This window comes from Novosphingobium sp., from assembly GCF_027489515.1.
Taxonomy (GTDB): Bacteria; Pseudomonadota; Alphaproteobacteria; order Sphingomonadales; family Sphingomonadaceae; genus Novosphingobium.
In genome coordinates this window covers 13,170-37,567 of the sequence record NZ_JAIXZS010000017.1, presented here as the reverse complement: position 1 = coordinate 37,567, position 24,398 = coordinate 13,170, and the positions used below count along the sequence as shown (strand labels likewise).

The following is a 24,398-nucleotide window of genomic DNA, read 5'->3' as shown; positions in this document are numbered from 1 at the left end:
CGCCAGATCGGGCGGTCGGTCATCACATAGACGCTTTCCATGATGACCAGAATGAACGACAAGCCGAGCGTGAGCGGCACGAACAGGAAATGGTACAGCGCGGTCAATGCGAACTGCAGGCGGGAAAGCTCCACCACTGCCATATCCATCGCCTGTGCCCTTTCGCGGCCTGAGCGTGGCGGCGCATCCGAATCCGGCGCCGCCTTCCCGGACCCGATAAACGAATCCCGAACATGAGGATACCCAAAGCGGCAGGCCTGGCCTGGACTTCCGATGTGGCCGGTGCCGCCGTGTTCGCCTGGGGCGTGGCTCTGGCGCTGGATACGAGCCTTGGCGGAGGAGCGCCTCGCGGCGTGATCACGGGGGCCGTGCTCGTCGTGTTAGGCGGTCTGCTGCGGCTTGCCAGCCAGTACGGCGCGCAGATTCTCGGCTTTGATGAAGGGCGCGCGCTGGCGCAGGCCCGCCGGGCCTTGGTCTTTCCGCGCCTGCTCGGGATAACCGGCCCTTCCGCCCCTGCGCTCGGCGCCACTGCAACGCTGGGCATCGACCATATCGCGGCCGAGCAGGCGCGCGCCGCCCGGTTCGATCCGGTGCGCCAGTCCGCCACGCTGGCGCCGCTCGTCGTGGTGCTGGTGGTCGCCGTTCAGAGCAGGGTCGCGGCGCTGATCCTCTTCGCCACGCTGATCCCCTTCGTGATCGGCATGATCCTCGCCGGGGGGGCTGCCCGGCAGGCAGCGGACCGGCAGATGGCGGCCATCACCGCGCTCTCCGCGCTCTATGTCGACCGCATCCGCCACTTGCCGATCATCCGCCACTTCGGCGCTGAGGAGCGGATCGCCCGGCAGGCCGGCAGCGCTGCCGGGGATGTTGCCGAGCGGACGATCGCCGTGCTGCGCGCCGCCTTCCTTTCGAGCGCAGTGCTCGAATTCTTCGCCGCGCTCAGCGTCGCGCTGGTCGCGGTCTACTGCGGCTTCAGCTTGCTCGGCCTGCTGCCCTTCACCGCGCCCGAGCCGCTGGGCTATCGCGCCGCGTTCTTCGTGCTGGTGATGGCACCCGAGTTCTACCTGCCGATGCGCCGCATTGCTGCCGCCTACCACGAGAAGCAGCTGGGCGAGGCAGCCGAGAAGGCACTTGCCGTCGTGCCGGAACCGGCCGCCCGTCCCGCTGCATCGGACCGGGTCTTGCTGCGTGATGTCGTCGTCGTCTGGCCGGGGCACCGCATCGGGCCGGTAAGCTTCGAGCTTGGCGCGACGGGACTTGTCTGCGTGACCGGGCCAACCGGCAGCGGCAAGACCAGCCTGCTCGCGGCGATTGCCGGCCAGATCGGCCAAAGCGAAGGGACGCTCGAAACGCTACCCGCCGAGGGCATCGCCTGGGCCGGGCAAGTGCCGCTGCTGCTGCCGACGACGCTGGACGAGAACCTGCGCCTGGGGCGGCCTGATGCTGACGCAGTGGCGGTCAACGAGGCGGTCCGGGCGGTGGGACTCGATGCCCTGATCAGCCGCCGGACAGAAGGCCTCGGCACTGCCATCGACCATCACGGTGCCTGGCTTTCGGGCGGCGAACGGCGGCGCGTGGGCCTTGCCCGCGCGCTGATCGCGGACCGCGCCCTGCTTCTCGCGGATGAACCCACCGCCGAACTCGATGCGGCGAGCGCGGAACGGATCATCGCACTGCTGGCTCACGAAGCGAAGCACCGCGCGGTGATTGTGGCGACTCACGATGAACGGCTGGCTGCCGTTGCCGACAAGGTCATCGCGCTGTGATCGCGCGGCGCTTCCCCCTTCCGCTGCCAGCGCGCGTACGGGGCCGGATCACCATCGCCTTCCTCGCCGCGCTTGCCGCCGGGGTGGGCGGGCTGGCGCTGCTGGGCATCTCGGGCTGGTTTCTGACCGGCGCGGCGCTTGCAGGCGCGAGCGGCGCGGTGGCGGTCTTCAACTACCTGCTGCCGAGTGCGGCGATCCGCGGCCTTGCCGTGCTGCGCACCGCTGCGCGCTATGGCGAGCGGCTGTGGTCGCACGAGGCCGCGCTGCACGCGCTTGCCGGGCTGCGCAGCACGCTGTTCACGCGGCTCGCCCACGCCGACGGTCGCAGCGCGCCGGACTTCTCGGGCGGCGATGCCAGCGCAAGGCTGATCGGCGATATTGCCGCGCTGGAAGACCTTGTCGTGCGCCGTCCCGGCATCCCGGCGGCGCTCGGCACGGCGCTGGTCGGGCTTGGGGTGGTTCTCCTGGCGGGGTGGCTGGCCGCGCTGCTGCTGTTGGTGGTACTGGCGCTGCTGCTGGCCGTGCTTGCGCAGATGCCGCCGCGCCTGAGCGCCGCACCGGCAGCCGAAGCAGCGGCGGCGGTGTCCCGGCTGCGCCGCATGCTGGTGGACTACGCCGCAGCGCGCAGCGAGATCATCACCTATGGTCTGGCTGACCGCGTGACTTCACTGCTTTGCGCCGAGGCCGACAAGCTTGACGCGTCGCAGCGCCAGCTCACTCGCATCGAAGCGGCAAGCAGCGGCCTCCTGATCCTCGGCAGCGCTGTTGCAGCCGCAGCAACGCTCCTCGCCAGTACGGCCACCCCGCCGCTGACCGCGCTTGCCGTGCTCGCCGCGACCGCCAGCATCGAGGCTGTTGCGGCGATCGCGCGCTCCAGCGCGCGGGAGGCGGCGGTGGTCGAGGGCACTGCACGGCTGCGCAGCCTGCTCGCCCTTCCCGCCCCTGCGCCTGCCGCCGCCCCAGCTGCCGCGGACACCGCGAAGGCCTCACCGTCCATCACCTTGGGCGGAATGTGCTTTGCGCCGGGAAGCCGCATCGCGCTGATTGGCGCATCGGGATCGGGCAAGACGCAGGTCATCGAGGCACTGGCCGGCCTGCGCGCGCCGTTTCACGCACTGGCCCTCGGCGGCACGCCGCTTGCGGCGCTTTCCGCCGACGCCCTGCGGGCACACATCGCTCTCGCACCGCAGGAGCCGATGCTGATCGCGGGAACCGTTGAGGACAATCTGCGGCTTGCGCGCGGTGGTATCGATGCGGCAGCGATGGAAGAGGCACTCCGCACGGTCCAGCTCTGGCCGCGGATCGCGCGCATGCCGCATGGGCTCGATACGGTGCTCGGCGAAGATGGCGGCGTGCTTTCGGGCGGCGAGCGCAAACGCCTCTCGATCGCCCGCGCGCTCCTTGCCGGGCGGACTTGGCTTCTGCTCGACGAGCCCAGCGAAGGATTGGATTCTGCAACCGAAGCTGCGCTCGTGGCCGCGCTTGGGGCGTGGATCGACGCGCGCGGCACCGGGTTGATCATCGCATCCCATCGCCCCCGGCCGCTGACGCTGGCAAGCGAACAAATCTCGGCGGCCGCGATCCCGGCTGCGGCGACCTGACAGCACCGATCGCGTAATCTGCCACACCGCCGCCGGTCCCGTCTCTTCAGCGATACGGTTGGGCAGCCCGATTACATGCGTGCGAGCCTAGCCTATTCGCCAGCCGCGGCGGTGCGCAGCTTCGGCTAGACTTTGGGCCGCACCGACCGGCCGGGCCGGCGGCGGCCGGAACAAGGGAAGCGCCGATGTCCGTGACCATCCTCACCCTGCTCAAGCGCCGCCCCGGCATGAGCAAGGCCGATTTCATCGCCTACTATGAAACGCACCACCGCCTGATCGGCGAGAAGGTCCTTGGCCCCTGGGCGATCCGCTATGAACGCAAACATCTGCATCCGATGGATGGCAGCGATATCGAGCATGATTTCGATGTCGCGATGGAAATCGAGTTTCCGGACGAGACGGCCATGGCCGAATGCTTTGCCGCCATGGCTGATCCTGAAACCCGCCGCGAAATCACGGAAGACGAGGAGCGCCTGTTCGACCGTCCTCGCATGCGGGTCTACCGCGTGGAGCAGCACCGCTCCGTAATGCCGGTCTAGAGAACCTCAGACTACCATGTTGCCGGCATAGATCAGCCGCAGCACTTCGATCGAAAGCCGCTGCGCGCGGAGCGTGCGCGCTTCGCCGAACACCGGCTGCTGCAGCAGCAGACCCATGTGCAGCACGTTGACGAAATCGCTCGCGAGCTTCATCCGCTCCCACTGGTCGCGCCAGTGCGGGAACGCCTCGATCATCTCGGTGATCCAGACTTCGTCATAGCGCCGCGCGACAGGGCCGAAGAACTGATCGAGCTCCGCATCGGTCCGCGCGGCGACCGCGAGCTCGAGGTAGGCGGCATATTCGCGCGTCTGCACGCTGCGCCAGTGTGCCGCCGTCGCGATCTCAAGCCGGTCGGCTTCCGCGGCGTCCTTCATCTCCGCAAGATAGTCTTCGAGAAACAGGCGCATGCGTTCATAGAACACGTGCTCAACCACAGCCCCGACGACGTCCATCCGCGTCGGGAAATGGTGGTGCAAGGCCCCGCGCGAGACACCGGTGCGCTCTACCACCGCCTGCGTGGTGAGGCCGGAATAGCCGGTTCCAACGAGGCAATCGATCGCCGCCTCAATGATGCGCAGCCGCGTGCGAGCACTTTTCTTCTGCTGCCACCGCGCCGGCTGCGCATCATGCCCGGCCGGAAGCAAGGCATGCAGAACGCGCGTCTTCGTTGTCGATCCGGTCACCTGAGCTGCCCCTGCCCTGCTGGCGGCAAGGCTGCACAAAAGCCCGAACCGCAAAGCGACATTAACCGTTCGCGCTCTTCCCAGCCAGCAGCATCTTCGGTGCCTGACGGGTCACTTGCGGCCCAGTCCGTTGATCCGCACGGCTGCTGTTCGAGGTCTAGTCCTTTCGGCTCGCTCGCGCCTCGCGCTTGATGATCTCCAGACCTTCCGGATTCACCAACTGGCCGTGCAGCGCGAAGTTGTTGGCATGGCCGAACTGGTGGAGGTTGAACGCGGACTGGACCGCATTCCACATCCCCTGCGCGTCCATCGACTGGTTCACGCTCATCTTCGCGGTCTTGAGCCCGATGGCCGGGCGAGAGGCGATCTTCTCGGCCATCGCGAGGGTGAAGCTTTCCAGCTCCGCGCGAGGTACGACTTCGTTGACCATGCCGAGCGTCTTGGCTTCCGCCGCACAGATCGGCTCGCCGGTGAACAGCATCTGCTTGGCCTTGCGGTGGCCCAGCTCGAACGCGTGGACGAAGAATTCGTGTCCGTTCATGCCGAAGGCGACCACCGGATCGGAAAACTCGGTATCGTCGGAGGCGATGATCAGGTCGAACGGCCAGATCAGCATCAGTCCGCCCGCAATCGCCTTGCCCTGCACCTGTACGATGATCGGCTTTGGCAGATTGCGCCAGCGCCAGCAGAAGCCGAGATAGACTTCCTGCTCGCGCGACATGTGCCCCTGCGGCCCGGCATGCCGATACCCGCCAAAGCCGAGGATCGGCGGACGCAGATCACCAATGCGGACGCGGTCGGAGAGATCGTGGCCAGAGGAGAAGTTCTTGCCGTCCGCCGCGAAGATCACGACGTTAATCTCGTCATCCTCCATCGCGATGTCGAGCGCGTCGTTGATCTCGTAGAGCATGCGCAGCGATTGCGCGTTGTGCTTGTCGGGCCGGGCCAGCGTGATCCGGGCCACCCGCGCGGCGGGCCTGTCGTAGCGGATGTCCTCGAACTCCGGCACTTCACTCATCGTTGCGTTCCTCTATTCGCCCCATCAGGCCAAGGTAATGCACCGACGGCGCCAGCCTGTCCGCCAGCAGAATCGCCAGTATACGCAAACGGCGCAAGACGGGATGGCTGGCGCATCACGGAAGAGGATCTGGCGATGGATCTCAAGATTGCAGGGCGCAAGGCGCTGGTGAACGGCGGCAGCGCGGGCATGGGGCGCGGCGCTGCACTGGCCTTGGCACGCGAGGGCGCCGAAGTGTTCATCTCCGCGCGCGGCAAGGAACGACTGGACGCGACCTGCGCCGCGATTGCCGCCGAAACGGGCGCCAAGGTCCACGCCATCGAAGCCGATCATGCCAGCGACGAAGGCCGCGCCGCCATCCTTGCCGCCTGTCCCGATCCCGATATCTTCGTCGCGACCTGCGCGCCGCCGCCCTTCACCGGCGATTTCCGTGACGTCTCGCGCGAGGAATTCGAACGCTCGGTGGCGACCGCGCTCCTCAGCCCGATCGACTATATCAAGGCAGTGAGCGGGCCAATGATGGAACGGCGCTGGGGCCGCATCGTCAATATCAGCACCGGCGCCGCCAAGTATCCCGCAGCGATGCGCGTGCTTTCAGGCCCGCCGCGCGCCGCGCTCGCCAACTATTGCCACGCGATTTCCAAGGAGCTCGCCCGGTTCAACGTCACCGTGAATTCGGTTCTGCCCGGAATGCACCACACGCCGGGGATCGAGGAGATGATGAACCCGCGCGCCGCCGCCAATGGCCGCACCTACGACGAGGAAGTCGCCGCCTTCGTCAAAGCCGTGCGCATTCCCGCCGGGCGCTTCGGCGATGCCGAGGATCTGGGCGCGCTGGTCGCAATGCTGTGCAGCGCGCAGGCTAGTTTCGTGACCGGCCAGTCGCTGGTGGTCGATGGCGGAATGGGGACTTCGATCTTCTAGGCGGCGGACCGGTATCCGGCCCCGCGGATCAACTTGCCCGGCCGCGCGCCGGTCGATTGATCAAAACGCCGGATCACCTCGCCGGCGACGATCGTGGCCTCGTAGCCGCTCGCGCGCTGGTGCAGTCGCCGTCCGCCGGCGGGCAGATCGCGCACCACTTCGGGCAAGTGCAGCGAGAGACCGTCGAGGTCGATCACGTTGAGGTCGGCTCGCGCGCCAACCTTCAGCAGGCCGCGATCATTCAGCCCGACCGCCCGTGCGGCCTTCTGGCTCAGCAAATGCACCGCTTCGGCCAGATCGAGCTTCAGCGGCCCCTCACCCTTGACGAACTGGGTGAGCAGATAGGTCGAATAGCTCGCATCGCAGATCGCGCCGTAATGCGCGCCGCCATCGCCGAGGCCGGGCACGCAATAGGGGTGCTTCAGCATCTCGTGTGCACTGTCGAGCGTCGCGTTCTCGTAGTTCCCCAGCGCGGCCAGGAACAGCCCGCGCCCATCCGTCTCCAGAATCCGGTCGTAGGCGATCTCCTGCGGCGTGCAGCCACGTGCGGCGGCCTGGCCCGCCATGCTCATGTGCGCAGGCGGCGCGTAATCCGGCGGATTGTCGAGCGGGAACAGCCAGCGCCAGTTGCGCGCGAGGGCATTGAAGGGATGCCCGGGTTCGAAATCCTCCGTCAGCAGCGCCTCCCGCAGCGCCGGATCGCGCATCGCGGCGACTTGTTCGGGGATCGCAAGGTGCGCGATCTTGCTCCAGCTCGGGCAGAGCACGAAGGGATGGACCGTGAGTTCCAGCCCCGCGATGAGGCCAATCGGGCGCGGCATGACCTGCGCGTGCGCAACCCCGCCCGCAGCATTGGTCGCCTCCAGCTTTTCGAGCACCCGCCGCCAGCGCGGCGGCGCATCGTTGCCCGAAGCCAACGTGAAGGTGGCCGGGCGTCCGCTCGCGGCGATCACGCGCTCGATCACGCGGTATTCCTTGTCCCACCCGACAAAGGCATCGAGCACAACCTGGAAGGTGCCTGCACCCACGTCGCCCATGCCGCGCGTAATTGCTTCAAGCTCGGCGATATCGGCATCGAACGTTGGGATCGCGCCGCCATCGGCGGTCTTGTGGATCGAAAGCCGCGAGGTGGCAAAGCCGATTGCGCCCGCGCGGATCGCTTCGGCAGTGAGATGCCGCATCAGCGCGAGGTCCGCCTCGGTCGCAGGTTCACGCGCAGCACCGCGCTCACCCATGGCATAGACACGCAAGGGCGAGTGCGGGAGGTACGCGGCCACGTCGATATCGCGCTTTTGGGCAGCAACCTTGTCGAGGTATTCGGGGAAGGTCTCCCAATCCCAGGAAAGCCCCTCGGTCATCACCACGCCGGGAATATCCTCCACGCCTTCCATCACGTTGATCAGCATGTCGTGATCGGCCTTGCGGCAAGGCGCGAAGCCGACGCCGCAATTGCCCATGACTGCTGCCGTTACCCCGTGCGCCGAGGAGGGGGACAGTTCCTCCGCCCAGATGCACTGGCCGTCGTAATGGGTGTGGACATCGATGAAGCCGGGGGTGACGATGCGTCCTTTGGCGTCGATTTCCTCAGCGCCGCGCCCGCTGAACGCGCCGATGGCGGCGATGCGTCCGCCCGCAATGGCGAGATCGCCCGCGATCAGATCGCCGCCGCTGCCATCGGCGATCGTGCCGCCGCGGATCACGAGGTCATAATCGGCCATGCCTCAGGCTCCTTGTATCACGCGAACGATCCCGCCGATCAGCGAGCCGAGCACGAAGGTGTAGATCGGCGGCATCGAAATATAGAGCGGAATCAGCCGCTTCTCCGCCGCCCGGTGATAGCCGCGCGCATAGAGCACCCGCATGAACGGCCAGATCGCGCCAATCCCGGCAGCCCAGTACGGGCTTACCACATAGGCAAAGAGCCACATCCCCGGCAGGAACAGCACCAGATGCTCCAGCGTGTTCTGGTGCGCGCGAACATAGCGCTCGTATTCCTCCGGCCCGCTGTGCGAGGGCACCGGGATCTTGAACCGGCCGCGCGCCAACCCAGCCATCAGCAGCGTGAAGTAATAGGCGAGCAGCGCCAGCGCGCTGACGATCACGACATAGACGTATGGATCGATCATGGATGCCGGCCCGCCTCTTCCCTTGTGCTTTGCGCCAAGGCTGACGACGGGCGAGCACTCCGGCAACTCGCATTTTTGGGACAGGACCGGTCAGGCCCCTCCGGCAGCCTCACGGGCGCGCAGTTCTTCCTTGAGCGCGGCCTTCGATATCTTGTTCGCGCCGCTCAGCGGCATGGGCTGGTCCCGGATCTCCAGCGTGCGCGGGCACTTGTAGTGTGCAAGGATTGCCCGGCAATGCGCGATGAGCTCATGCGTCGTCGTCGCCATGCCAGGCTTGAGGGTGGCGACGGCATGCACGGCCTCACCCCAGTGCTCGTGTGGGCGGCCGAACACGGCGCACTGCGAAACCGCCGGGTGCGCGGACAGCGCGTTTTCCACCTCAAGCGAGTAGACGTTCTCGCCCCCGGAAATGATCATGTCCTTGAGCCGGTCGATCACGAAGAGATAGCCCGCATCGTCGAAGTAGCCGATGTCGCCGGTGTGCATCCAGCCGCCGCGCAGCGCCTCTGCGGTCAAGTCAGGCCGGTTCCAGTAACCCAACATCACATTCGGCCCGCGCGCGACGATCTCGCCCGCCTCGCCGGGTGGCAGCGGGCGGTCCTGCGCATCGACCACGCCAAGTTCGGCAAAGAGAACCGGCTTTCCCGCCGAGCGCAGTCGGCCGCTCGCCCAGTTTTCCGGCAGGTGATCCCGGGCATTGAGGATCGTCACGACGGGTGACAACTCGGTCATGCCGTAGGACTGCAGGAACCCCGCACCGGGCAGGGCTGTCATGATCTCCCGCAGCAGTGGCTCGGGCATGGGAGCCGAACCATAGGACAGCACCCGCAGCGACGAGAGGTCCGCGCTCGCGAGTGCCGGATCATCGAGCATCGCGCGCAGCATCGTGGGAACAAACGTGGCGTGCGTGACCCTGGTGCGTTCTATCTCGGCGATGACTTCACCCGCTACGAAACGCGGAAGCAGCACGTGCGTGCCCGCCGCATGGGTCACCGAGAACACCCGCGCGGCGGCCGCGACGTGGAAGAGCGGGCCATGATGCAAGTGAACGATATCGGGCCCGAAGCCGAGTTCGCCATAGGTGTTGGCGGTATTGGCGACGAAGTTGGCGTGGCTGAGCATGACGCCCTTGGCCGCACTCGTGGTGCCGCTGGTGTACATCAGGACCGCAAGATCATCACCGCAGCGCCCCTGATCGGGCAGCGGATCGGTCCCCTCGATCAGGCCATCGAGACTGCGCATTCCGGCGGGCGCTTCGCCATCTCCTGCATGGAGAAGCGGCACCGCGCCGCCCGCCGCCGCCAGCAGATCGCCGCGAAGCTCGCTGAAGCCTTCACCCAGCACGATCACGTCCGGCTTGCAGTCCGCCACCTGATCGCACAGTTCGCCCAGCGCCAGCCGGTGGTTGAGCGGGGTGATGGCCCCGCCCGCATGGATCGCGGCAAAGAAGCATTCGAGCGAATGGTGGCTGTTGAGCGAAAGCAGGACGACCCGGCCGCCATGCGACAGCCCCATCGCGGAGAAGACCCCCGCCAGACGCGCAACCCGATCGGAAAAAGCCTTCCAGGTAAACGTCTTGGTCCCGTCGATGACCGCCACCCCGTCGCCGCGCAAATGCACGGCACGGCGCAGGGCCTGTCCCAGACTGACCGCCTTGTTCACCCGCGAATCTCCCTCTTTCGTGTCGCTCTACGAGTTTCGCTCCCGTGGCAGGAGCTGTTCAATGTGGCAGCGCACCGTTTTCACCGCATAAGGCCATGTCGGGGTCTTGCCCCGCCGCGCGCAAACAGGCCATGCGGCGCGGGATGACACTCAAGGTAGACATGGGATTCGACGGCGCCGGGGGTGCGGCCTTGGTCGATCTGGAGGAGCTTCTCGCCACGCGTCTGCTCGTCCAGGGCAATTCCGGCTCGGGCAAGTCGCATCTCCTGCGCCGCCTGCTCGAGAAGAGCGCGGGGGAAGTCCAGCAGGTCATCATCGATCCCGAGGGCGATTTCGTTACTCTTTCCGGCCCCTACGGCCATGTTTCGATCGAGGCGATCGACTATTCCGTTGCCGAGATCACGCACTTCGCGCGGCGCTGCCGCGAGCATCGCACCTCAGTCGTGCTCAGCCTTGAGGGGCTGGAAATGGAAGGCCAGATGCGCTGCGCTGCGGCGTTTCTCATGGGCCTGTTCGATGCCCCGCGCGAGCACTGGTTCCCCGCGCTCGTGGTGGTTGATGAAGCGCAGATCTTCGCGCCCGCCGCCGGGGCCGAGGTGAGCGAGGATGTGCGCCGCGCCTCCCTGGGCGCGATGACCAACCTCATGTCGCGCGGGCGCAAACGCGGGCTTGCAGGGATCATCGCGACCCAGCGCCTCGCCAAGCTTTCCAAGAACGTTGCTGCAGAGGCCAGCAACTTCCTGATGGGCCGTACCTTCCTCGATATCGACATGGCGCGCGCCGCCGATCTGCTCGGGATGGAGCGGCGGCAGGCCGAATCCATCCGCGATCTGGCGCGCGGCACTTTCCTCGGGCTCGGCCCCGCCATCGCGCGGCGCCCTGTCATGCTGAAGATCGGACCCGTAGAGACCTCGGCGCGCAGCAGCAGCCCGGTGCTGGTGCCGCTGCCGAGCGCGCCCTCGCTCGACATGCGCGAGTTCCTGCTCGCTGGCCAGGCCGAGGCCCCCCTGCCCCCGCCTGTCCCGACCCCGCGTCCGCAGCCGGCCACGCTCGTCCTCGAGGAGCTTGCGCGGCTGCCGCTGGAGCCTGTCGCCGAGGACCCGCCCGAGCCGGTCGATCCGGAGCCAGTCATGGTCGCTGCCTTGCGCGCCATTGTCGCGGACGAGGAAGCGACCGGCAAGACGACCGCAGTGCTCTTCCAGGATTTCCAGGTCCGCTGCCGGATGCACGGTCTACGTCACGCGCCGCTTGATCTGGCCGGCTTCACCCGCCGCCTCGCCGCCGCCCGCGCCGGTATCTTCGAGGGCCTCGAGGATGAATGGGCCCCCGCGCTCGAGGCCGGACGCCGCGTGCCGGACGACATGCTCGGTGCCTTCCTCCTCATCGCACGCGCCGCCAGCGAGAGCCGCCCCTGCCCGAGCGATCAGGAACTCGCGCTGGTATATGGCACCAGCTCGCTCGGCCGGGCGCGGCGTGTGCTCAGCTACATGGAAGAGCGCGACATCATCGTCGCCCGCACGGATCTTTCGGGTCGCCGTTCGATCACCATCCCCGCGCTGGGCTGGACGACATCACCGACGGAGCCCTGAGGCACACGACCGGAAGGCGGCAGGCTCAGCTTATCGGACCGCTGTCATGATCGCCCTTCTGCTGTGCCTGGCCCGTCAGGCAGCGGAGCAGACCGGAGACCCACAGGTCCTTCATCCAGACTTCTGCATTGGCGATGTCGAACCGCATCAGCAGCGCCTCGTCCGATGCTTTGTCGCCCACGAACCAGGCTGCGACCTCTTCGGTAAAGAACCTGTCGAACACGGCCGGATCAACTTCCTCGACAAGCTCTCCTTCCAGCACCGCGAAAACATCGTGGCCAGTGGCCGAAAAATCGGCCTGCGCCGGACCGCCTGCGGCCAAAGCGCTGTCGCGGCTCATGAAGAACCAGACGCAGCCGGCAGCATTGCTGTCGATCTGCGCGGTCATCGGATTTGCGAGCGCGTGCTCTGTGCGTTCACCTGCTCCTGCCAGCCGGAGCATCACGATAGGGCTTCGTGCCAGGGCCTGCCAGAATGCATCGCGGATCTCGGGTTTCATGGCGTTTGCTCTCCTGCGCGGCTTGTATGCCCCGCGCCGACAGAAACGTTGGCACGGCCAAACGGTTCCCTGCTGCGGCGTAGGAACCGCGCCGGAGGAACCACAAGCGAAGCCACGCGTTTGAGGATCGATCGCGCAACGCCAGCAGCGTTCCGCAACGTCATGAGACCTCACACACAGGAAAGACCAGCTTCATGAACCAGGAAACCAACATCAGCGAGACCATCCGCAGTGCTCTTGAAACGCCGTTTGCCGAACGGATTGGCGACGTGTTCGAGAACAGCCCCCTGCTGGCCTCCGTCGCCGCCTTTGCGACGACGCGGATCGCGCTTCGTTCGCTGTCCGGGCTCGTGGCGGTGGGACTGATCGCAGGCGGGCTGCTCTACATCCAGCGCAGCCGCGCCACCGGCCTCGATGAGGCGCGCCGCATTGCGCGCAAGGCGGCGAAAAAGGCCGCCAAAGAAGTGCGCAAGGTGGCCGACGCCGTCACAGCCTGAACCGCGCCGCGCGCCTGCCGTCGGAAGGCTGCCAGCAGGCGCGTCTGCGGCGCGATGATTTATTTGCGATGATCCGCCGGGTGGCGGAACCTTCCGACTGTCTATACGTTTATGCTTCGGGAGGCATCGTGGATAACCATAAGGATAAGCGATGGCTGACGTTCTGGATTCCGGGGGCGAGCGCGCTGCCCCGCGCAGCGCGTGTCTTTCGGACAGTGCCTTTCGCGTGGAGATCAACGGATCTATCCGGCATCTGCGCGCCTTCGCGAGATCGCTGTGCGGCAATCGTGACACGGCGGACGATCTGACGCAGGAGACCCTTCTGCGCGCCTGGGGTGCGCGCGCGCGGTTTGCGGCTGGCACCAGTTTCAAAGCGTGGACCTTTACGATCCTGCGCAATGTCTATTTCGGCCAGATCCGGCGCCTGCGTTTTGTGGGTGAATACAACGAGATCGAGGCTGAGCGGATTCTCAGCACGCCTGCCACACAGCAAGTCGGCATCGAGGCCAGCGATGTCCTGCGCGCAATGGCGCTGCTCCCCCCGGCCCAGCGCGAGGTCCTGATCCTCGCCGGAGTGGGCCACATCAGCTACAGCGAGATGGCCGAGATCTGCGGCGTCGCGGTCGGCACGATCAAGAGCCGTATCGCACGCGCGCGTGCCAGCCTTTCCGCTACCATCGAGAGCGGTATCCTGCCGGATTTCCGGCACAATTTCGTCCTCAAAGGGGAAGTGCTGGATACCTTCCTGGCAGAACTCACGCGCATCGCGCCCCAGCATGGCGCAAGCCGGCACTCGGCCTGATCATGTCCGAGCGCCTCCGGAACTCGGCTATCCGGCCGGCTTCCAGAGATGTGAGCACGCGATGTGGCATCCGTTGCGGGAAGGTTTGAAAAAACTCCCGAGAAACGAAACACTATCGAGCGAAAGAAGGTCTTCACGGGTGCGCGGCAGGATCGGGCAAGTTGCGGCCCGAGCCAGTCATTCCTCCATGCCATTGTGGACGTCCGCTTGTGGCAGAGCCTGCCGCTTGGCTCATCACGGCAGGGGTGTCGTTCTGTCGCAGACCTGGTTCTGCGCGGAGCATTGCACTGTGGCCCGCATTCCTGACACTATGATACGGCGCGACGTCTTCGCCATGACGGGACTAACGCTTTTGCCGTACATCGCGTCCGCGTTGTCCGAGGGCCGAAGAGCCCACAGCCGAGGCTAGTCAGCTGCGGGCCAAAGGTTCGTTGCCCCGTCGCTCAGGGCATGAGTACCGTATCAACGACATGGATGACGCCGTTCGATTGCATGACATTGGCAATCGTAACCATTGCTTGGCCACCTTTCGCATCGGTCAGCACAAGCATCTTGCCGCGCATGGTTGCCGTCAGGGGTTCGCCCTGCACGGTGGTCAGTGTCGCGCGACCGTGGCCGGCCTTGATCGCATTCGCAATGTCGCCGCTCGTCATCCGGCCCGCCACTACGTGATAGGTGAGCACAGACGTCAGCGTGCCCTTGTTTTCCGGCTTGAGCAGCGTCTCGACCGTGCCTGCGGGCAGCTTGGCGAACGCGGCATTGGTGGGTGCGAATACCGTGATCGGCCCCGGACTGGAGAGCGTATCAACGAGGCCTGCCGCCTTGACTGCGGCGACCAGCGTTGTGTGGTCCTTCGAGTTGACGGCGTTATCGACGATGGTCCTGGTGCTGTACATCGCTGCACCGCCAACCATGGGATTGGCCAGCGCGTGGCCGGCAAGCGCTGTCAGTGGGGCAATGGCCAGCGCCGTAACCGCGGCGATCGTGTGAAACCTGCGCATACGCAGAATATCTCCTGTCTCGTGGCCACCCCTCCATCAGGGTGGCAAAGGAGATACGACGCAATGCCGCGCACGGATGCGCTCCGGCTTCAGCTTCCGCTGATTTTTCCGGTTCCGAGGATCGGGCCGGTAGGCAGGCCCGTGGGCGAACCGCCACGAGGCTCAAGCGAGATCGCGAATGTTGCTCCCTGCGCGATCAGACGGCGGAGGTTGGCGCGCGCGGGGCGCGTGGCTGCCAGGACGGGATCGATCGTGCCGAGCGAGCGCGGCGTGCCATCGGCCGGAATGATCCACAATTCGGCATCGCGCTTGCCGGCATTGAGCTTGCCGGGGGCAATCGTGAGATCGCCGGCAGTCTGATTGTAGGCGATCGTCGCAACAACTCCGCCTTCGCCGGCAATGCTGGCGAGGAGCACAGGGGCCGGCGCGGCTGCCGTTGGCGCTTCCGGTGGCACCGGCGCTGGACGCAGCACCAGTGCCGTGCCCAGCAGCCCCGCGACGAGCGTGGCAGCCAGGGCCGCAGCGCGCCAACGCCGCGCCTCGATCAGTGCCGTGTTGTCGTTGCCGGGCAGCATGGACTCAATGCGCTGCCACAGGCCCTCGCTTGGCTCTATGCTGTCGCTAGCCGAAAGTGGCTCGAAGCGCTCGCGCCACCAGTCAACCCGCTCCGCCAGTGCGGCATCGCTGCCTAGGCGCCGAACCGCAGCCTCGCGCTCCGGTCCATCAAGCAGACCCAGCGCAATCTCGCCGGCCAGCACATCGTCCTCATCGCTCATGACAGGCACGCCTTCAACTTGATCAGCGCGCGTCTGATCCGGCTTTTGACCGTGCCGAGAGGCATGCCGGAGCGCGTCGCGAGTTCGGCATAGGTTGCCTGCTGGAAGAAAGCTGTGCGCACCAGCACAGCATCGCCATTTGCCAGTTCCTCGATGCAAACCGTGATGTCGTGCTCGCTTTCCGCTTCGAGCAACTGCTCAAGTGCGCCCGCGCTCTCGTCGGCGGGTTCGTCGATGCTTTCGATCGGGGTGGTGATCCGCCGCCCGTTAGCGCGCAGACGATCGATCGCGCGATTGCGTGCCAGAGTAGCAAGCCATGTGATCGGACTGGCGCGCGACGGATCGAACATTGCCGCCTTCTGCCAGACTGTAACGTAGACTTCCTGCAAAACGTCCTCCGCTTCCTGACGGTCGGCGGTGACGCGCAGACAGACGCCAAGAAGCCTCGCGCAGGTTCTGCGATAGAGCTCGCGGAAGGCAAGCTTGTCGCCGCCAGCAACGCGCTGGAGCGCGGCGATCAGGAAGGACTGCTCTGGATCAACGGAAAGGGCAGTCATCGTACGAGAATTAGCATCGCTATCCCTTTGTCACAACGCGGGTGCGGTTGGATCATTCTGTTAACGCGCATTGCTCAACCTGGCTGATCAGTTGCTTGGGCTTGCACCGCCGCAGAGATGTTTCATTTGCCCGAAGCCGCGCAAAGGTAAGCGATGATCGCCGCACGATCACTTGCGCTGGGCACCACGAAGTACATCTTCGAGCCCTTGACCAGCTTTTGCGGGCCTTGCAGCCATTGATCGAGATTTGCAGCATTCCAGATGATGCCTGACGATTTGAGCGCGGGCGAATAGCTGTACCCGGGGGCGGTGCCTGCCGCTCTATCGAAAACCCCGCGATGCGCCGGTCCGATCCTGTTGGCATCGAGGCTGTGGCAAGTGCCGCACCGCGCTTGATAGAGCCTCGCCCCGGGCAGGGTATCGGCAGGTTCTGCCCTGGCGCTGGTGGCCAGCGCCATCGCGCTGGCCACCATGAATGACAGGATCGGGAGACGTAGCGCAATCATTTGTCGATGATGTCGCGGTGCATCGGCGCGAGTGCGGCAATCAGCCGATTCTGTGCGCGGAAAGGAATATGGCGCTTGTTCATTGCCACCTGCAGTTCCTCCACGAGGCCGTAGAAGTTGCCCTCCTTCACGTTCATGCCGCGATGCGCCTCGGCCATCGTGCGGCCCGAGTATGTGCAGGGGCCGTGCATGATCACGCAGAACTGCTCGACCAGCAGCGCCTTGATCTTTGTCTGATCTGCATTCTCGAAAAACGGGCGCGTCCTGGGGTTCTTGAGCCAACGCGCCATGGCATCGTCCATCAGCGCGGTGAGGCCCTCCCGGCCACCGAAGGTCTCGTAGAGATGCTCGTCATCGGTGATGACCGGAACGGTGGGAGCCTTGGGCTTGATCGACGGATCGCTCACCGCCGGCTCAGTGACATTGTAGTTCGGGGCGAGGTTCTCCTGCGCAAACGCGGTGGCCGGGACGCCGAGCAGCAGCGCCAGCGAAAGGGTGGTCTTCAACATGGCAGTGTCCTTGATGAAAGCTGATCAGAAGCCGAGCTGGAGCGAGACATAGGCTCCGTTCTGGCGGGCGAGCGCGATCTGCCCGAGCCGTGCGTAGGCGGCGGTGATCGAGATGTTGCGGGTGGGTGCGTAAGCCACGAAGAAATCGTAGGCGTTCTCTTCGCGGAACGACGTACCGCCCAGCGCGCCTTCGAGACGGTTCGATTTGGTGCGGTATTCACCGCCGATGGCGAGCTTGCGGGTCAGCAGAAGCGCTGCCGAACCCTCGAACTGCGGCTTGTAGGCCTGATCCTTGCCGCCGAGCCCGCCAAACCCGAGAATGCCGAACTGGTTGGCCTTGGTCAGGCGCAAGGTGGCGTTGAGCAGCAGGCTTTGCGACAGGATGATCTTTGTCGCCGAAGCGTAGATATCGACGCCCTTGCGCTTCAACCCGAGTGCACCGCCCACGACCGTCCTGTCGTCATTGATCTTGTACTGCACGCCAACTGCGACTTGCGGCAGGAGCGTATCCTGATCGAGCACAGCATCACCAAACAGCCGCAGTTTGGCACCGATGATGGTCTGGCTGACCGTGTAGCGATTGCCGAGCCCGATCGCGGCGCCGACTTCACGCAAGTTGAAGTTCTGCCGCGCGACCGATAGCTCAAGCCGGTTGTAGAAGCTCACCGCGCCGCCGTAGGAGGCCAAAGTGAAGTCCTGCGTGTCGACGCCCGTCACAAAGGCGCTTGCGCCAATCTGGTTGCGCGTGGCGTAGCTGCCGATCAGCGCCCAGGGGACAATCCCGCCGCCCCCGGCGCCTTCGATTGTCGATACACCGCCGGTCAGCAGCAGGCGTCCACCCTGCGGAAGAACCGATTGGCGCGTTTCCGGCGCGAGCGGTTCGCTCGCAGGGCCATTGGAGTCAACGCCATCAGCCGCAGCCATGGCCGGGGATTCCGTGTCAGCCGCAGGTGCCTCGGCGGCATGTGCGGCGGCAAACGGGATGGCGCAAAGCGCGATCCCGGCGGAGATCGCAATGGCGATCTTCGTCTGAACAGACAACATGATGAGGTACGCTCCCTTGATCGGCCGGGTCGACGATTTCCGGCTTTCGCAAGGGGATACGAAGGCAGCCTGCCAGCGGATGCATTTGGCGAAGAATTTTTTCTCTGGGGTGCAAGCATGCGCGCGAGAAGCTTCACGCTCGAGAAGCTCTTTGCTAGCTCGTCACCTGCGGATCGGAGCCTCCCGCCCAGGCCATGAGTGGCCATCGAGGTGTCAGCCCGATATAAAGCGGCCTCCACCAGCCTCACCGCGCCGCGGCTCAGGCAACGAGGTTCTGCCACTCGGCCAATGCGGCCGCGCGGCGAAGCTTCTATGTCTCTCGGTCGACGAGATGGCGTTCCTGGGAGAAGTGGTTATGGATCGAGGCATGCACGGAGGCGAACTTCTGTAGGGACCTCAGTGGTGCAGTCCTTTTGAGACTACCTTCCCGTTCAACATCAATCCGTGACATAGGCCGCCACACGGCGTAGGGGCCGCCATGTCGGTGCAGCTACGCCGCCACGCTGGTCGAGATCTCAGGCGTGGGCAATGCTCGCCACCGGATGCATCCTGGCGGATTGCGATCCCATCGCAGGGAAAAGCAATTGCCCCCCTTCGGAGAAAACCCCGTTTATGGCAGGCTACAAGGAACCCGGGTTCGAGGCCCGGCGCGCGGCGGCAGCGTCTGCGCGAGACAAGGCACTCGCAAAGCTCAAGGCACAAGCCCCGCTGGATCCCGCAGTGCTGGCCGAGCGCTTGGCCGCGGCTGAGGCGCGTGAGAAAATGCAGGCCGAAAAGCGCGCATTGCTGAGCGCAAAAAAGGCGCAGGAACTTGCCGAAAAGGCTGAGCGCGCTGCCAAGATAGCGCCTGCTCTTACCGACGCGGAGCGCAAGGCGGTTCGGGACGCAAAGTATGCGGCCCGCAAGGCACGCAAGAAGTAGCCCTTGCAGCATCCTGCCAATGCGGGCGGCATCTCCGCCTTGAATGCGGGCGAGCACCTCGTCGACACCGCTTTCGTTCCGGAAGGGAGCAGGCTCCGCCTCATCCAGAGTGGTTCTGATTTCGCGATCCTTCTCGACAACAACGAACTGATGAGCACAGACCTTTCAGCCTCGGAAGGTGTGCTCGCCAGCGCGGTGTGCGCAGAACTGGGCCGTCGCACCCCGGTTCACATGCTTATCGGCGGCTATGGCATGGGTTACACGCTGAGATCCGCTCTCCGGGCGCTCGGAAGCGATGCTGAAGTGACGGTTGCTGAAATCGTGCCGAAGATCGTTGAGTGGGCGAAAGGGCCCATGGCGCGCATCACCGATGGGTGTCTCGATGACCCGCGCGTGCAACTGGTGCAGAATGACGTTGCCTTTCTGATTGAATCCGCGGTGCAAGGTTACGATTGCATCCTGCTCGACGTCGACAACGGACCGGAAGGCCTTACGCGCCAGGCGAACGATTGGCTCTATTCCCGAGACGGGGTCGCAGCCGCGTGGTCTGCTTTGAAAGAGGGCGGAATACTTGGCGTCTGGTCTGCGTCTCACGACGACAGATTTGCTGGAACACTCGCCCGCAGTGGCTTCGCGGTCACGGTGATCGAGACCGATCGGGGCCCGGGGTCATCCACGACCGAGCAATGCGAACAGCATGCGATCATAATGGCAGTAAAGCGTGGGTGAGGAGGTGCGGCGGACGCTCTCGTGCGCGGCAGAATAGTCGCGCGCGACGTGCGGCGACATCGCCCGCATCAACACGGTGCCGGATCCGCTTGACCGTTTCGATCGAGCCGCAGCGCTCGACCTTGAGCAGCAGGTCGACAACGCCGCCTGCCTCGCGCGCGCCACTCGCGGGCGTCTGCGAGGAGAGCGCCGGGATAGGAGCCGAGCGCGAGCAGCTTTTCCTCGCGGGGGAGCTATCAGTCGGATGCAAAACGGTCTCTGCGGGTAAGGCGTCCCCTGCCCCGACCAGTCTTCAGCTCGCAAGCGACTGCCACTCGGCCAAGGCGGCCAAGCGGCGACGCTTGTAAGTCTGTCGGTCGACGAGGTGGCGTTCTTGGGAGAAGTGGTTGTGGATCGAGGCGTGGACTGAGGCGAACTTTTGTAGCGACTTCATTTGTCTGAAGCGGAGCATGGCACGCTCTCGTCGCCGGAATGGCAGATGCGAATTTTCGACGCGATTGTTGGCGTGCCTCCCCATCTCACGACGCTGCTCGTTGCCGAGTTCGCGCATTGCTGCTGGGTACGACCTGAGCCCGTCCGTCACGATGACTTCGGCCCGCCCATGGCGCTTCAGCGCCCTTTTCAGAAACCGAAGAGCCGCGGCTTTGTTACGTTTCCTGGTGACATAGCTCTCCAGAATTTCGCCCTCTTGGTCGACGGCACGCCAGAGGTAATGCATCTCGCCGTTTATCTTCACGTAGACCTCGTCCACGTGCCACCGCCAGTGCCGGAAGCCTCGCATCCGGCTGACCCGCTGCCGCCGAATGTCAGCCGCAAACATCGGACCGAACCTGTTCCACCAAAGCCGGACCGTCTCGTGACAGATGTCGATCCCCCGCTCGAACAACAGGTCTTCGACGTTCCGCAACGACAGCGGAAAGCGGACGTACATCATCACTACGAGCCGGATCACCTCCGGCGAGGAGTGGAAATAACGGAACGGATTAGCTGGTTTGCGAGGGCGAGGCATGCCCCGGCCCTAGCTCCGACAATGCCTCATCGCCATACAGTGCAATTCCTTTGACAGCGCCCTGCCTTTTGATCGGTGCCTCTTGGCGCGCGTAGCCGCCCTCCGCCGGCATGGATTGCGGTTCTGCCGGATCGCCCGGCGCGCGCCATTCGAGCGGCAATTTCCAGTGCGGTCCAGCCGCAAGCGAGCGATCTATTGTGGAGCCTTTATGGGAACCCTCGCCCTTTGGCTGAAAAAGTTTCAACAAATCAAACGGAAATGGCGGAGCGGGAGGGATTCGAACCCTCGATACGCTTTTGGCGTATACTCACTTTCCAGGCGAGCGCCTTCGACCACTCGGCCACCGCTCCGCATGCACTGGAAGGCGCGGCCCTAACCGCATGGAAGCGCTTTCGCAAGCGCGCGAAGGCTGGCACAGTCGGTTTCATGAAACAGTCGCTTCTGATGTGTGCCGCCCTGCTCGCAAGTTGCTCTGCCGCGCCAGCGCCAGCGCCCACGCAAGGTCCGGCTCTTGCGCCTTCCGAGATTATCGCTGCAGCTCCGGGTGCGGATTGGGCGCCCATCGCTCCGTCCGAACTGCTGGTGATGGACTTGGCACCCGATGCCAAGGGCGCGGCGAGGCGGGTGGTAATCCAGTTGCTGCCAGCGCCGTTTTCGCAAGGGTGGATCGGCAATATCCGCGCGCTCGCTGCCGCAAAGTGGTGGGACGGCACGAGCGTGAACCGCGTGCAGGACGGCTATGTCGTGCAATGGGGCGATCCGGACGGCGAGGACAAGGCCAAGGCCAAGGCGCTGCCAGCGGGGCTGAAGGTGATGCCGGCAGAGGATTACGCAGCGACTGCAGGTTCACCTGAAGTCAAGGCGTTCCTTGACAAGAGCCGAGGAGGCACGATCGCCGGGCTGTCGAAGGATGCTTATGCCGAAAGCGTCGAGTTTCGCAGTGGTTGGCCGCTCGGTTCCGATGCCAAGGCGATGTGGCCCATCCACTGCTACGGTACCGTCGGCGTCGGCCGCGATTATCCGCCCGATACCGGCTCGGGCGCGGAGCTCTATGCCGTCATCGGACAAGCCCCGCGCCAGCTCGATCGCAATATCGCCGTCGTCGGCCGGGTGATCGAGGGGATGGAGCACCTTGCCAGCCTGCCGCGCGGCACCGGCGATATCGGCTTCTACAAGACGGCTCAGGAGCGCACACCGATCCTCTCGATCCGCATCGGCAGCGATGTGCCTGGCCTGCCGCGCTACGAGTATCTCTCGACCGAGAGCAAGAGCTTCGCCGCCTATGCCGATGCACGTGCCAATCGGCGCGATTCCTTTTACATCCGGCCGGCGGGCGGGGTCGATATCTGCAACGTGCCGGTGCCGGTGCGGCGGGTGCCCTGAAATCTGCTCCGTCCTGCTACCCTCCCCGGTGGGGAGGGGCTTTTCACGGGTTTGCCCTCAACCCAGGCCCAGCGGCTTGTAGGCGCCGAAGATAAGCTGCTCGAACACGCCCGTGCCCACCTCGCCTGCACTCGTCGTTACGCGGCTCACGATCTGGACGTGGAAGTTGTCCATCCGCTTGGGGTCGATGTCCGCCAGCACGATATCCTCGCGCTCCACTTCCAGCGCGCCGTGGTACAGGCCGTGGCCCCATGTGGGCGAGGTATAGCCGAGCCCGCGCATCTGGAAGCGCTGCAAGGGTTCGAACGTCAGCGTCAGCGGCTCATCCCCTCCGCCGATCACCAGCTCGCCGCCTGCGGGCCACAGCGTACCCGGCTGCAGCGGCGCGTCCAGCTTGGCTGAAGGTGTTTCGAAGAACCCGTCATGCCCCGCCCCGTCAGGTGCGAGAACCGCGCGCGTGTTCCACGGCGCGCCGTTCGCGTCGGCGTTGATATGGAAGAAAACGCTGCTGGTGGGCAGGTTGATCGGCGTCCACTGCCAGAAGAACTGCGGCACGACGCCGTGCCCATGCGGCTGCGTGTCGCTGGTGCCGACGGGCCGGACGCCCCAGCTGCGGTCGCGCGTGCCGACGGTCCCCGGCTTCAGCGCGATGCGCACGCCGTCGATCTCGACCCAGCCGGTGTAATGCCCGTTCTGCGTCAGCCGCGTATAGTCCATGAAGGTGCGAGGGCCGATACGGTGGATGAAGCGCGGTTCCTCGATCGGAAAGGCGCGCCCCATGAACACGATCTCGGCGCGGATACCCTCGCCCTCCACGCTGATCGCAAGGCGCTTCAAAGGTTCCTCCACGCGGATCGCGATGGGGCCGCAGGTGAGGTCCAGCCGCTCCATCTTGAGCTCGCGCGAGGCATGGAGCGAATGCTGCACCCCATCCTTGATGAAGCAGAAATGCGCGTCCGCCACGTTGAGGTGCGGATAGATGCCGAAGGCCGCCGCGAAGAAGTCACTGCCATCGGGCGCATAGCCGTTGAAGAAATAGCGGTCGTAGAAATTGCGGTCCGTGCCGGAGTAGGCAATCGGCTCGGGCGTCTGGTGCAGCGGGAAGTCATCGCCGTTTGTCAGCATTGTCCGGTCTCCATCATGGCGTCCAGCGCGCCGATGCTGTCATGGTCGAGCGCGAGTTCGGCTGCGCCGCGCGCCATCGAAAGGAAGTTGGCATCGCCTCGCTCGGTGCGCACCACGAAGGCCGCGCTGAAGACGGCGGTGAACAGCCCGTGCAACGCCCCGATCCGGTAGCGCCGCATCATGACATCCTGCGCAATCGGTGCCCCATGCCGTGCCATTTCCTCGGCATAGAGCGCCAGCAGTGCCGCCTCGTTGGGCCGCCGGAGCGCGCTGCCGATCCCGCAGCCCATGAAGTAGCCGACGTCCGTCATTCCGCAGCCGATGGCGCAAGTCTGCCAATCGACAATCGCGATGGGTTCTGCCCCTCCCCCCACGCCGAAGAGCATGTTGTCGAGCCGGAAGTCGCCATGGATCAGGCAGGGCTCCTCGGGCTCGCGCCCCAGCCAGCGCTCCACGCGTTTGTCGAGCTCGTCGCAAAGCGCCAGCGCATCCGCCGCCAGCTGGCCATCATAACGCTCCCTGAAGATCGCATGGGCCTGGTGGTAAAGCCGCCCGATCTCGGCGAGCAGCCCATCGCGCCCATGGAGCCATTGCGCATTCAGCACTTTGGGATCGCCGATGGTCGCACTGTGGAGCGCCGCCGCCTGCCGGATTGCCGCTTCGGCATCGGCAAGGTCGCAGCCCTCCAGCTGGTTGCCGCCGCGCTCGGGTGCCAGATCCTCGAACAGCAGCACGAAATCGGTGCCTTCCGCATTGATCTCGGCGGCGTAGACGCGCGGTGTGCGGACAGCGATCCCGGCGGCAAAGGTCCGGTAGAAGCCCACTTCCTTGACATAGAGCATCATCGCCGCTGCCGTGCCGCGGCTGGTTGGATCCGCCGAAGCGAACTTGCCCGCCAAAGTCGCAGGCGCGGCGGTGGGCCGGTCGTAGGTCAACGTGAAGCGCGCGGTGTCGCCCACCTGTCCGGTGCCGATGGCCTTCCATTCCAGCCCGGTAATCCGCGCATCACCCAGCAGGCCGGCGCGCGTCAGCTGCGCTTTGATCCAGCCCGGCGTAACCGCCGCAGCCGTCGTCGGAAATTCATCCATGCATCACTCTCCGCCAGCAAGGCTGGCAGAGAGCGGCACGGAT

26 protein-coding genes and 1 tRNA gene are annotated in these 24,398 nt (G+C 65.3%); 10 read left to right on the top strand and 17 right to left on the bottom strand.

All coding sequences use genetic code 11. From position 1 onward, the window contains the following. The coding region (locus Q0082_RS02380; protein WP_298189466.1) for a cytochrome ubiquinol oxidase subunit I at nt 1-149 on the bottom strand (149 nt) is incomplete at its 3' end. Nucleotides 150-233: 84 nt separating this feature from the next. Here Q0082_RS02380 and Q0082_RS02375 point away from each other — a divergent pair. From Q0082_RS02375 to Q0082_RS02365, 3 genes are all read left to right on the top strand, one after another. Next, the gene (locus Q0082_RS02375) at nt 234-1,766 is read left to right on the top strand and encodes an ATP-binding cassette domain-containing protein (RefSeq protein ID WP_298189458.1); all 1,533 of its coding nucleotides are present in this window, start codon (nt 234-236) and stop codon (nt 1,764-1,766) included. Next, entirely contained in the window at nt 1,763-3,367 is a 1,605-nt protein-coding gene (locus Q0082_RS02370; protein WP_298189455.1) for an ATP-binding cassette domain-containing protein, read from the top strand. The genes Q0082_RS02375 and Q0082_RS02370 overlap by 4 nt, the downstream gene beginning before the upstream one ends. A 185-nt stretch (nt 3,368-3,552) precedes the next feature. Further along, nucleotides 3,553-3,906 carry an EthD domain-containing protein gene (locus tag Q0082_RS02365; RefSeq protein WP_298189453.1) on the top strand — a complete coding sequence of 118 codons (354 nt, stop codon included), beginning with the start codon at nt 3,553-3,555 and terminating at the stop codon, nt 3,904-3,906. Nucleotides 3,907-3,912: 6 nt separating this feature from the next. Here the strand turns inward: Q0082_RS02365 and Q0082_RS02360 are convergent, their stop codons facing one another. Next, entirely contained in the window at nt 3,913-4,590 is a 678-nt protein-coding gene (locus Q0082_RS02360) for a TetR/AcrR family transcriptional regulator (RefSeq protein WP_298189451.1), read from the bottom strand. A 157-nt stretch (nt 4,591-4,747) separates the two neighbouring features. Next, nucleotides 4,748-5,608, bottom strand: a complete 861-nt coding sequence (locus tag Q0082_RS02355; RefSeq protein ID WP_298189448.1) for an enoyl-CoA hydratase — start codon at nt 5,606-5,608, stop codon at nt 4,748-4,750. A 135-nt stretch (nt 5,609-5,743) separates the two neighbouring features. Between Q0082_RS02355 and Q0082_RS02350 the strand changes: the two genes are divergently transcribed. Then, nucleotides 5,744-6,532 (top strand): SDR family oxidoreductase, encoded by a 789-nt coding sequence (locus Q0082_RS02350; protein ID WP_298189445.1) that lies wholly within the window; start codon nt 5,744-5,746, stop codon nt 6,530-6,532. Here Q0082_RS02350 and Q0082_RS02345 read toward each other — a convergent pair. From Q0082_RS02345 to Q0082_RS02335, 3 genes are all read right to left on the bottom strand, one after another. After that, entirely contained in the window at nt 6,529-8,250 is a 1,722-nt protein-coding gene (locus Q0082_RS02345) for an amidohydrolase family protein (RefSeq protein WP_298189442.1), read from the bottom strand. The two genes, Q0082_RS02350 and Q0082_RS02345, sit on opposite strands and share 4 nt — an antisense overlap. A gap of 3 nt (nt 8,251-8,253) precedes the next feature. Continuing rightward, nucleotides 8,254-8,658 (bottom strand): MAPEG family protein, encoded by a 405-nt coding sequence (locus Q0082_RS02340; RefSeq protein WP_298189440.1) that lies wholly within the window; start codon nt 8,656-8,658, stop codon nt 8,254-8,256. 90 nt (nt 8,659-8,748) lie between these two features. Further along, complete coding sequence (locus tag Q0082_RS02335; protein WP_298189438.1) at nt 8,749-10,320, bottom strand: long-chain fatty acid--CoA ligase; 1,572 nt, start codon at nt 10,318-10,320, stop codon at nt 8,749-8,751. Nucleotides 10,321-10,451: 131 nt separating this feature from the next. Here Q0082_RS02335 and Q0082_RS02330 point away from each other — a divergent pair, with 131 nt between their 5' ends. Continuing rightward, on the top strand, nt 10,452-11,909 hold the full coding sequence (locus Q0082_RS02330) for a DUF87 domain-containing protein (protein ID WP_366522481.1): 1,458 nt from the start codon (nt 10,452-10,454) through the stop codon (nt 11,907-11,909). A gap of 25 nt (nt 11,910-11,934) precedes the next feature. On the opposite strand, the gene Q0082_RS02325 is transcribed toward Q0082_RS02330, so the two are convergent. Then, nucleotides 11,935-12,408 carry a pyridoxamine 5'-phosphate oxidase family protein gene (locus tag Q0082_RS02325; protein WP_298189432.1) on the bottom strand — a complete coding sequence of 158 codons (474 nt, stop codon included), beginning with the start codon at nt 12,406-12,408 and terminating at the stop codon, nt 11,935-11,937. 194 nt (nt 12,409-12,602) lie between these two features. Between Q0082_RS02325 and Q0082_RS02320 the strand changes: the two genes are divergently transcribed. Continuing rightward, nucleotides 12,603-12,905 (top strand): hypothetical protein, encoded by a 303-nt coding sequence (locus Q0082_RS02320; RefSeq protein WP_298189430.1) that lies wholly within the window; start codon nt 12,603-12,605, stop codon nt 12,903-12,905. Between the two features lie 151 nt (nt 12,906-13,056). Further along, nucleotides 13,057-13,707, top strand: a complete 651-nt coding sequence (locus Q0082_RS02315) for a sigma-70 family RNA polymerase sigma factor (protein WP_298189427.1) — start codon at nt 13,057-13,059, stop codon at nt 13,705-13,707. 443 nt (nt 13,708-14,150) lie between these two features. Here the strand turns inward: Q0082_RS02315 and Q0082_RS02310 are convergent, their stop codons facing one another. The 6 genes from Q0082_RS02310 to Q0082_RS02285 form a co-directional block, all read right to left on the bottom strand. Next, complete coding sequence (locus Q0082_RS02310) at nt 14,151-14,621, bottom strand: fasciclin domain-containing protein (RefSeq protein ID WP_298189463.1); 471 nt, start codon at nt 14,619-14,621, stop codon at nt 14,151-14,153. A gap of 176 nt (nt 14,622-14,797) precedes the next feature. Beyond that, nucleotides 14,798-15,484: an anti-sigma factor gene (locus Q0082_RS02305; protein ID WP_298189424.1), complete on the bottom strand. Its 687-nt coding sequence runs from the start codon at nt 15,482-15,484 to the stop codon at nt 14,798-14,800. Continuing rightward, a complete protein-coding gene (locus Q0082_RS02300) occupies nt 15,481-16,041 on the bottom strand; it encodes a sigma-70 family RNA polymerase sigma factor (protein ID WP_298189421.1) in 561 nt (186 codons plus the stop codon). Before Q0082_RS02300 ends, Q0082_RS02305 begins: the two co-directional genes overlap by 4 nt. A 122-nt stretch (nt 16,042-16,163) precedes the next feature. Further along, entirely contained in the window at nt 16,164-16,514 is a 351-nt protein-coding gene (locus Q0082_RS02295; RefSeq protein WP_298189418.1) for a c-type cytochrome, read from the bottom strand. A gap of 29 nt (nt 16,515-16,543) precedes the next feature. Further along, the gene (locus tag Q0082_RS02290) at nt 16,544-17,056 is read right to left on the bottom strand and encodes a group 1 truncated hemoglobin (protein WP_298189416.1); all 513 of its coding nucleotides are present in this window, start codon (nt 17,054-17,056) and stop codon (nt 16,544-16,546) included. A gap of 24 nt (nt 17,057-17,080) precedes the next feature. Next, nucleotides 17,081-18,100, bottom strand: a complete 1,020-nt coding sequence (locus Q0082_RS02285; RefSeq protein ID WP_298189414.1) for a DUF3034 family protein — start codon at nt 18,098-18,100, stop codon at nt 17,081-17,083. Nucleotides 18,101-18,712: 612 nt separating this feature from the next. Between Q0082_RS02285 and Q0082_RS02280 the strand changes: the two genes are divergently transcribed. Together Q0082_RS02280 and Q0082_RS02275 are read left to right on the top strand one after the other, a co-directional pair. Further along, nucleotides 18,713-19,021, top strand: coding sequence for a DUF6481 family protein (locus tag Q0082_RS02280; RefSeq protein ID WP_298189412.1), 309 nt, complete (start codon nt 18,713-18,715; stop codon nt 19,019-19,021). 3 nt (nt 19,022-19,024) lie between these two features. Then, nucleotides 19,025-19,750: a spermidine synthase gene (locus Q0082_RS02275; RefSeq protein ID WP_298189409.1), complete on the top strand. Its 726-nt coding sequence runs from the start codon at nt 19,025-19,027 to the stop codon at nt 19,748-19,750. Nucleotides 19,751-20,042: 292 nt separating this feature from the next. Here the strand turns inward: Q0082_RS02275 and Q0082_RS02270 are convergent, their stop codons facing one another. Both Q0082_RS02270 and Q0082_RS02265 read right to left on the bottom strand, forming a co-directional pair. Then, nucleotides 20,043-20,759 carry an IS6 family transposase gene (locus Q0082_RS02270; protein WP_298189406.1) on the bottom strand — a complete coding sequence of 239 codons (717 nt, stop codon included), beginning with the start codon at nt 20,757-20,759 and terminating at the stop codon, nt 20,043-20,045. Nucleotides 20,760-21,018: 259 nt separating this feature from the next. Next, a tRNA-Ser gene (locus tag Q0082_RS02265) sits at nt 21,019-21,109 on the bottom strand. Nucleotides 21,110-21,203: 94 nt separating this feature from the next. On the opposite strand from Q0082_RS02265, the gene Q0082_RS02260 reads away from it, so the two are divergent. Then, nucleotides 21,204-22,142, top strand: coding sequence for a peptidylprolyl isomerase (locus tag Q0082_RS02260; protein WP_298189461.1), 939 nt, complete (start codon nt 21,204-21,206; stop codon nt 22,140-22,142). A 57-nt stretch (nt 22,143-22,199) separates the two neighbouring features. On the opposite strand, the gene Q0082_RS02255 is transcribed toward Q0082_RS02260, so the two are convergent. Then, complete coding sequence (locus tag Q0082_RS02255; RefSeq protein ID WP_298189404.1) at nt 22,200-23,267, bottom strand: hypothetical protein; 1,068 nt, start codon at nt 23,265-23,267, stop codon at nt 22,200-22,202. After that, nucleotides 23,261-24,355, bottom strand: coding sequence for a phosphotransferase (locus Q0082_RS02250; RefSeq protein ID WP_298189402.1), 1,095 nt, complete (start codon nt 24,353-24,355; stop codon nt 23,261-23,263). Before Q0082_RS02250 ends, Q0082_RS02255 begins: the two co-directional genes overlap by 7 nt. Nucleotides 24,356-24,398 lie beyond the last annotated feature (43 nt).

Bases quoted from the DNA above. Each gene is read 5' to 3' on its own strand.
- Q0082_RS02375 (WP_298189458.1), top strand. From the start codon at position 234: ATGAGGATACCCAAAGCGGCAGGCCTGGCCTGGACTTCCGATGTGGCC.
- Q0082_RS02365 (WP_298189453.1), top strand. From the start codon at position 3,553: ATGTCCGTGACCATCCTCACCCTGCTCAAGCGCCGCCCCGGCATGAGC.
- Q0082_RS02355 (WP_298189448.1), bottom strand. From the start codon at position 5,608: ATGAGTGAAGTGCCGGAGTTCGAGGACATCCGCTACGACAGGCCCGCC.
- Q0082_RS02350 (WP_298189445.1), top strand. From the start codon at position 5,744: ATGGATCTCAAGATTGCAGGGCGCAAGGCGCTGGTGAACGGCGGCAGC.
- Q0082_RS02345 (WP_298189442.1), bottom strand. From the start codon at position 8,250: ATGGCCGATTATGACCTCGTGATCCGCGGCGGCACGATCGCCGATGGC.
- Q0082_RS02340 (WP_298189440.1), bottom strand. From the start codon at position 8,658: ATGATCGATCCATACGTCTATGTCGTGATCGTCAGCGCGCTGGCGCTG.
- Q0082_RS02330 (WP_366522481.1), top strand. From the start codon at position 10,452: ATGCGGCGCGGGATGACACTCAAGGTAGACATGGGATTCGACGGCGCC.
- Q0082_RS02325 (WP_298189432.1), bottom strand. From the start codon at position 12,408: ATGAAACCCGAGATCCGCGATGCATTCTGGCAGGCCCTGGCACGAAGC.
- Q0082_RS02320 (WP_298189430.1), top strand. From the start codon at position 12,603: ATGAACCAGGAAACCAACATCAGCGAGACCATCCGCAGTGCTCTTGAA.
- Q0082_RS02315 (WP_298189427.1), top strand. From the start codon at position 13,057: ATGGCTGACGTTCTGGATTCCGGGGGCGAGCGCGCTGCCCCGCGCAGC.
- Q0082_RS02310 (WP_298189463.1), bottom strand. From the start codon at position 14,621: ATGGTTGGCGGTGCAGCGATGTACAGCACCAGGACCATCGTCGATAAC.
- Q0082_RS02305 (WP_298189424.1), bottom strand. From the start codon at position 15,484: ATGAGCGATGAGGACGATGTGCTGGCCGGCGAGATTGCGCTGGGTCTG.
- Q0082_RS02300 (WP_298189421.1), bottom strand. From the start codon at position 16,041: ATGACTGCCCTTTCCGTTGATCCAGAGCAGTCCTTCCTGATCGCCGCG.
- Q0082_RS02295 (WP_298189418.1), bottom strand. From the start codon at position 16,514: ATGGTGGCCAGCGCGATGGCGCTGGCCACCAGCGCCAGGGCAGAACCT.
- Q0082_RS02290 (WP_298189416.1), bottom strand. From the start codon at position 17,056: ATGTTGAAGACCACCCTTTCGCTGGCGCTGCTGCTCGGCGTCCCGGCC.
- Q0082_RS02285 (WP_298189414.1), bottom strand. From the start codon at position 18,100: ATGTTGTCTGTTCAGACGAAGATCGCCATTGCGATCTCCGCCGGGATC.
- Q0082_RS02280 (WP_298189412.1), top strand. From the start codon at position 18,713: ATGGCAGGCTACAAGGAACCCGGGTTCGAGGCCCGGCGCGCGGCGGCA.
- Q0082_RS02270 (WP_298189406.1), bottom strand. From the start codon at position 20,759: ATGCCTCGCCCTCGCAAACCAGCTAATCCGTTCCGTTATTTCCACTCC.
- Q0082_RS02260 (WP_298189461.1), top strand. From the start codon at position 21,204: ATGTGTGCCGCCCTGCTCGCAAGTTGCTCTGCCGCGCCAGCGCCAGCG.
- Q0082_RS02255 (WP_298189404.1), bottom strand. From the start codon at position 23,267: ATGCTGACAAACGGCGATGACTTCCCGCTGCACCAGACGCCCGAGCCG.
- Q0082_RS02250 (WP_298189402.1), bottom strand. From the start codon at position 24,355: ATGGATGAATTTCCGACGACGGCTGCGGCGGTTACGCCGGGCTGGATC.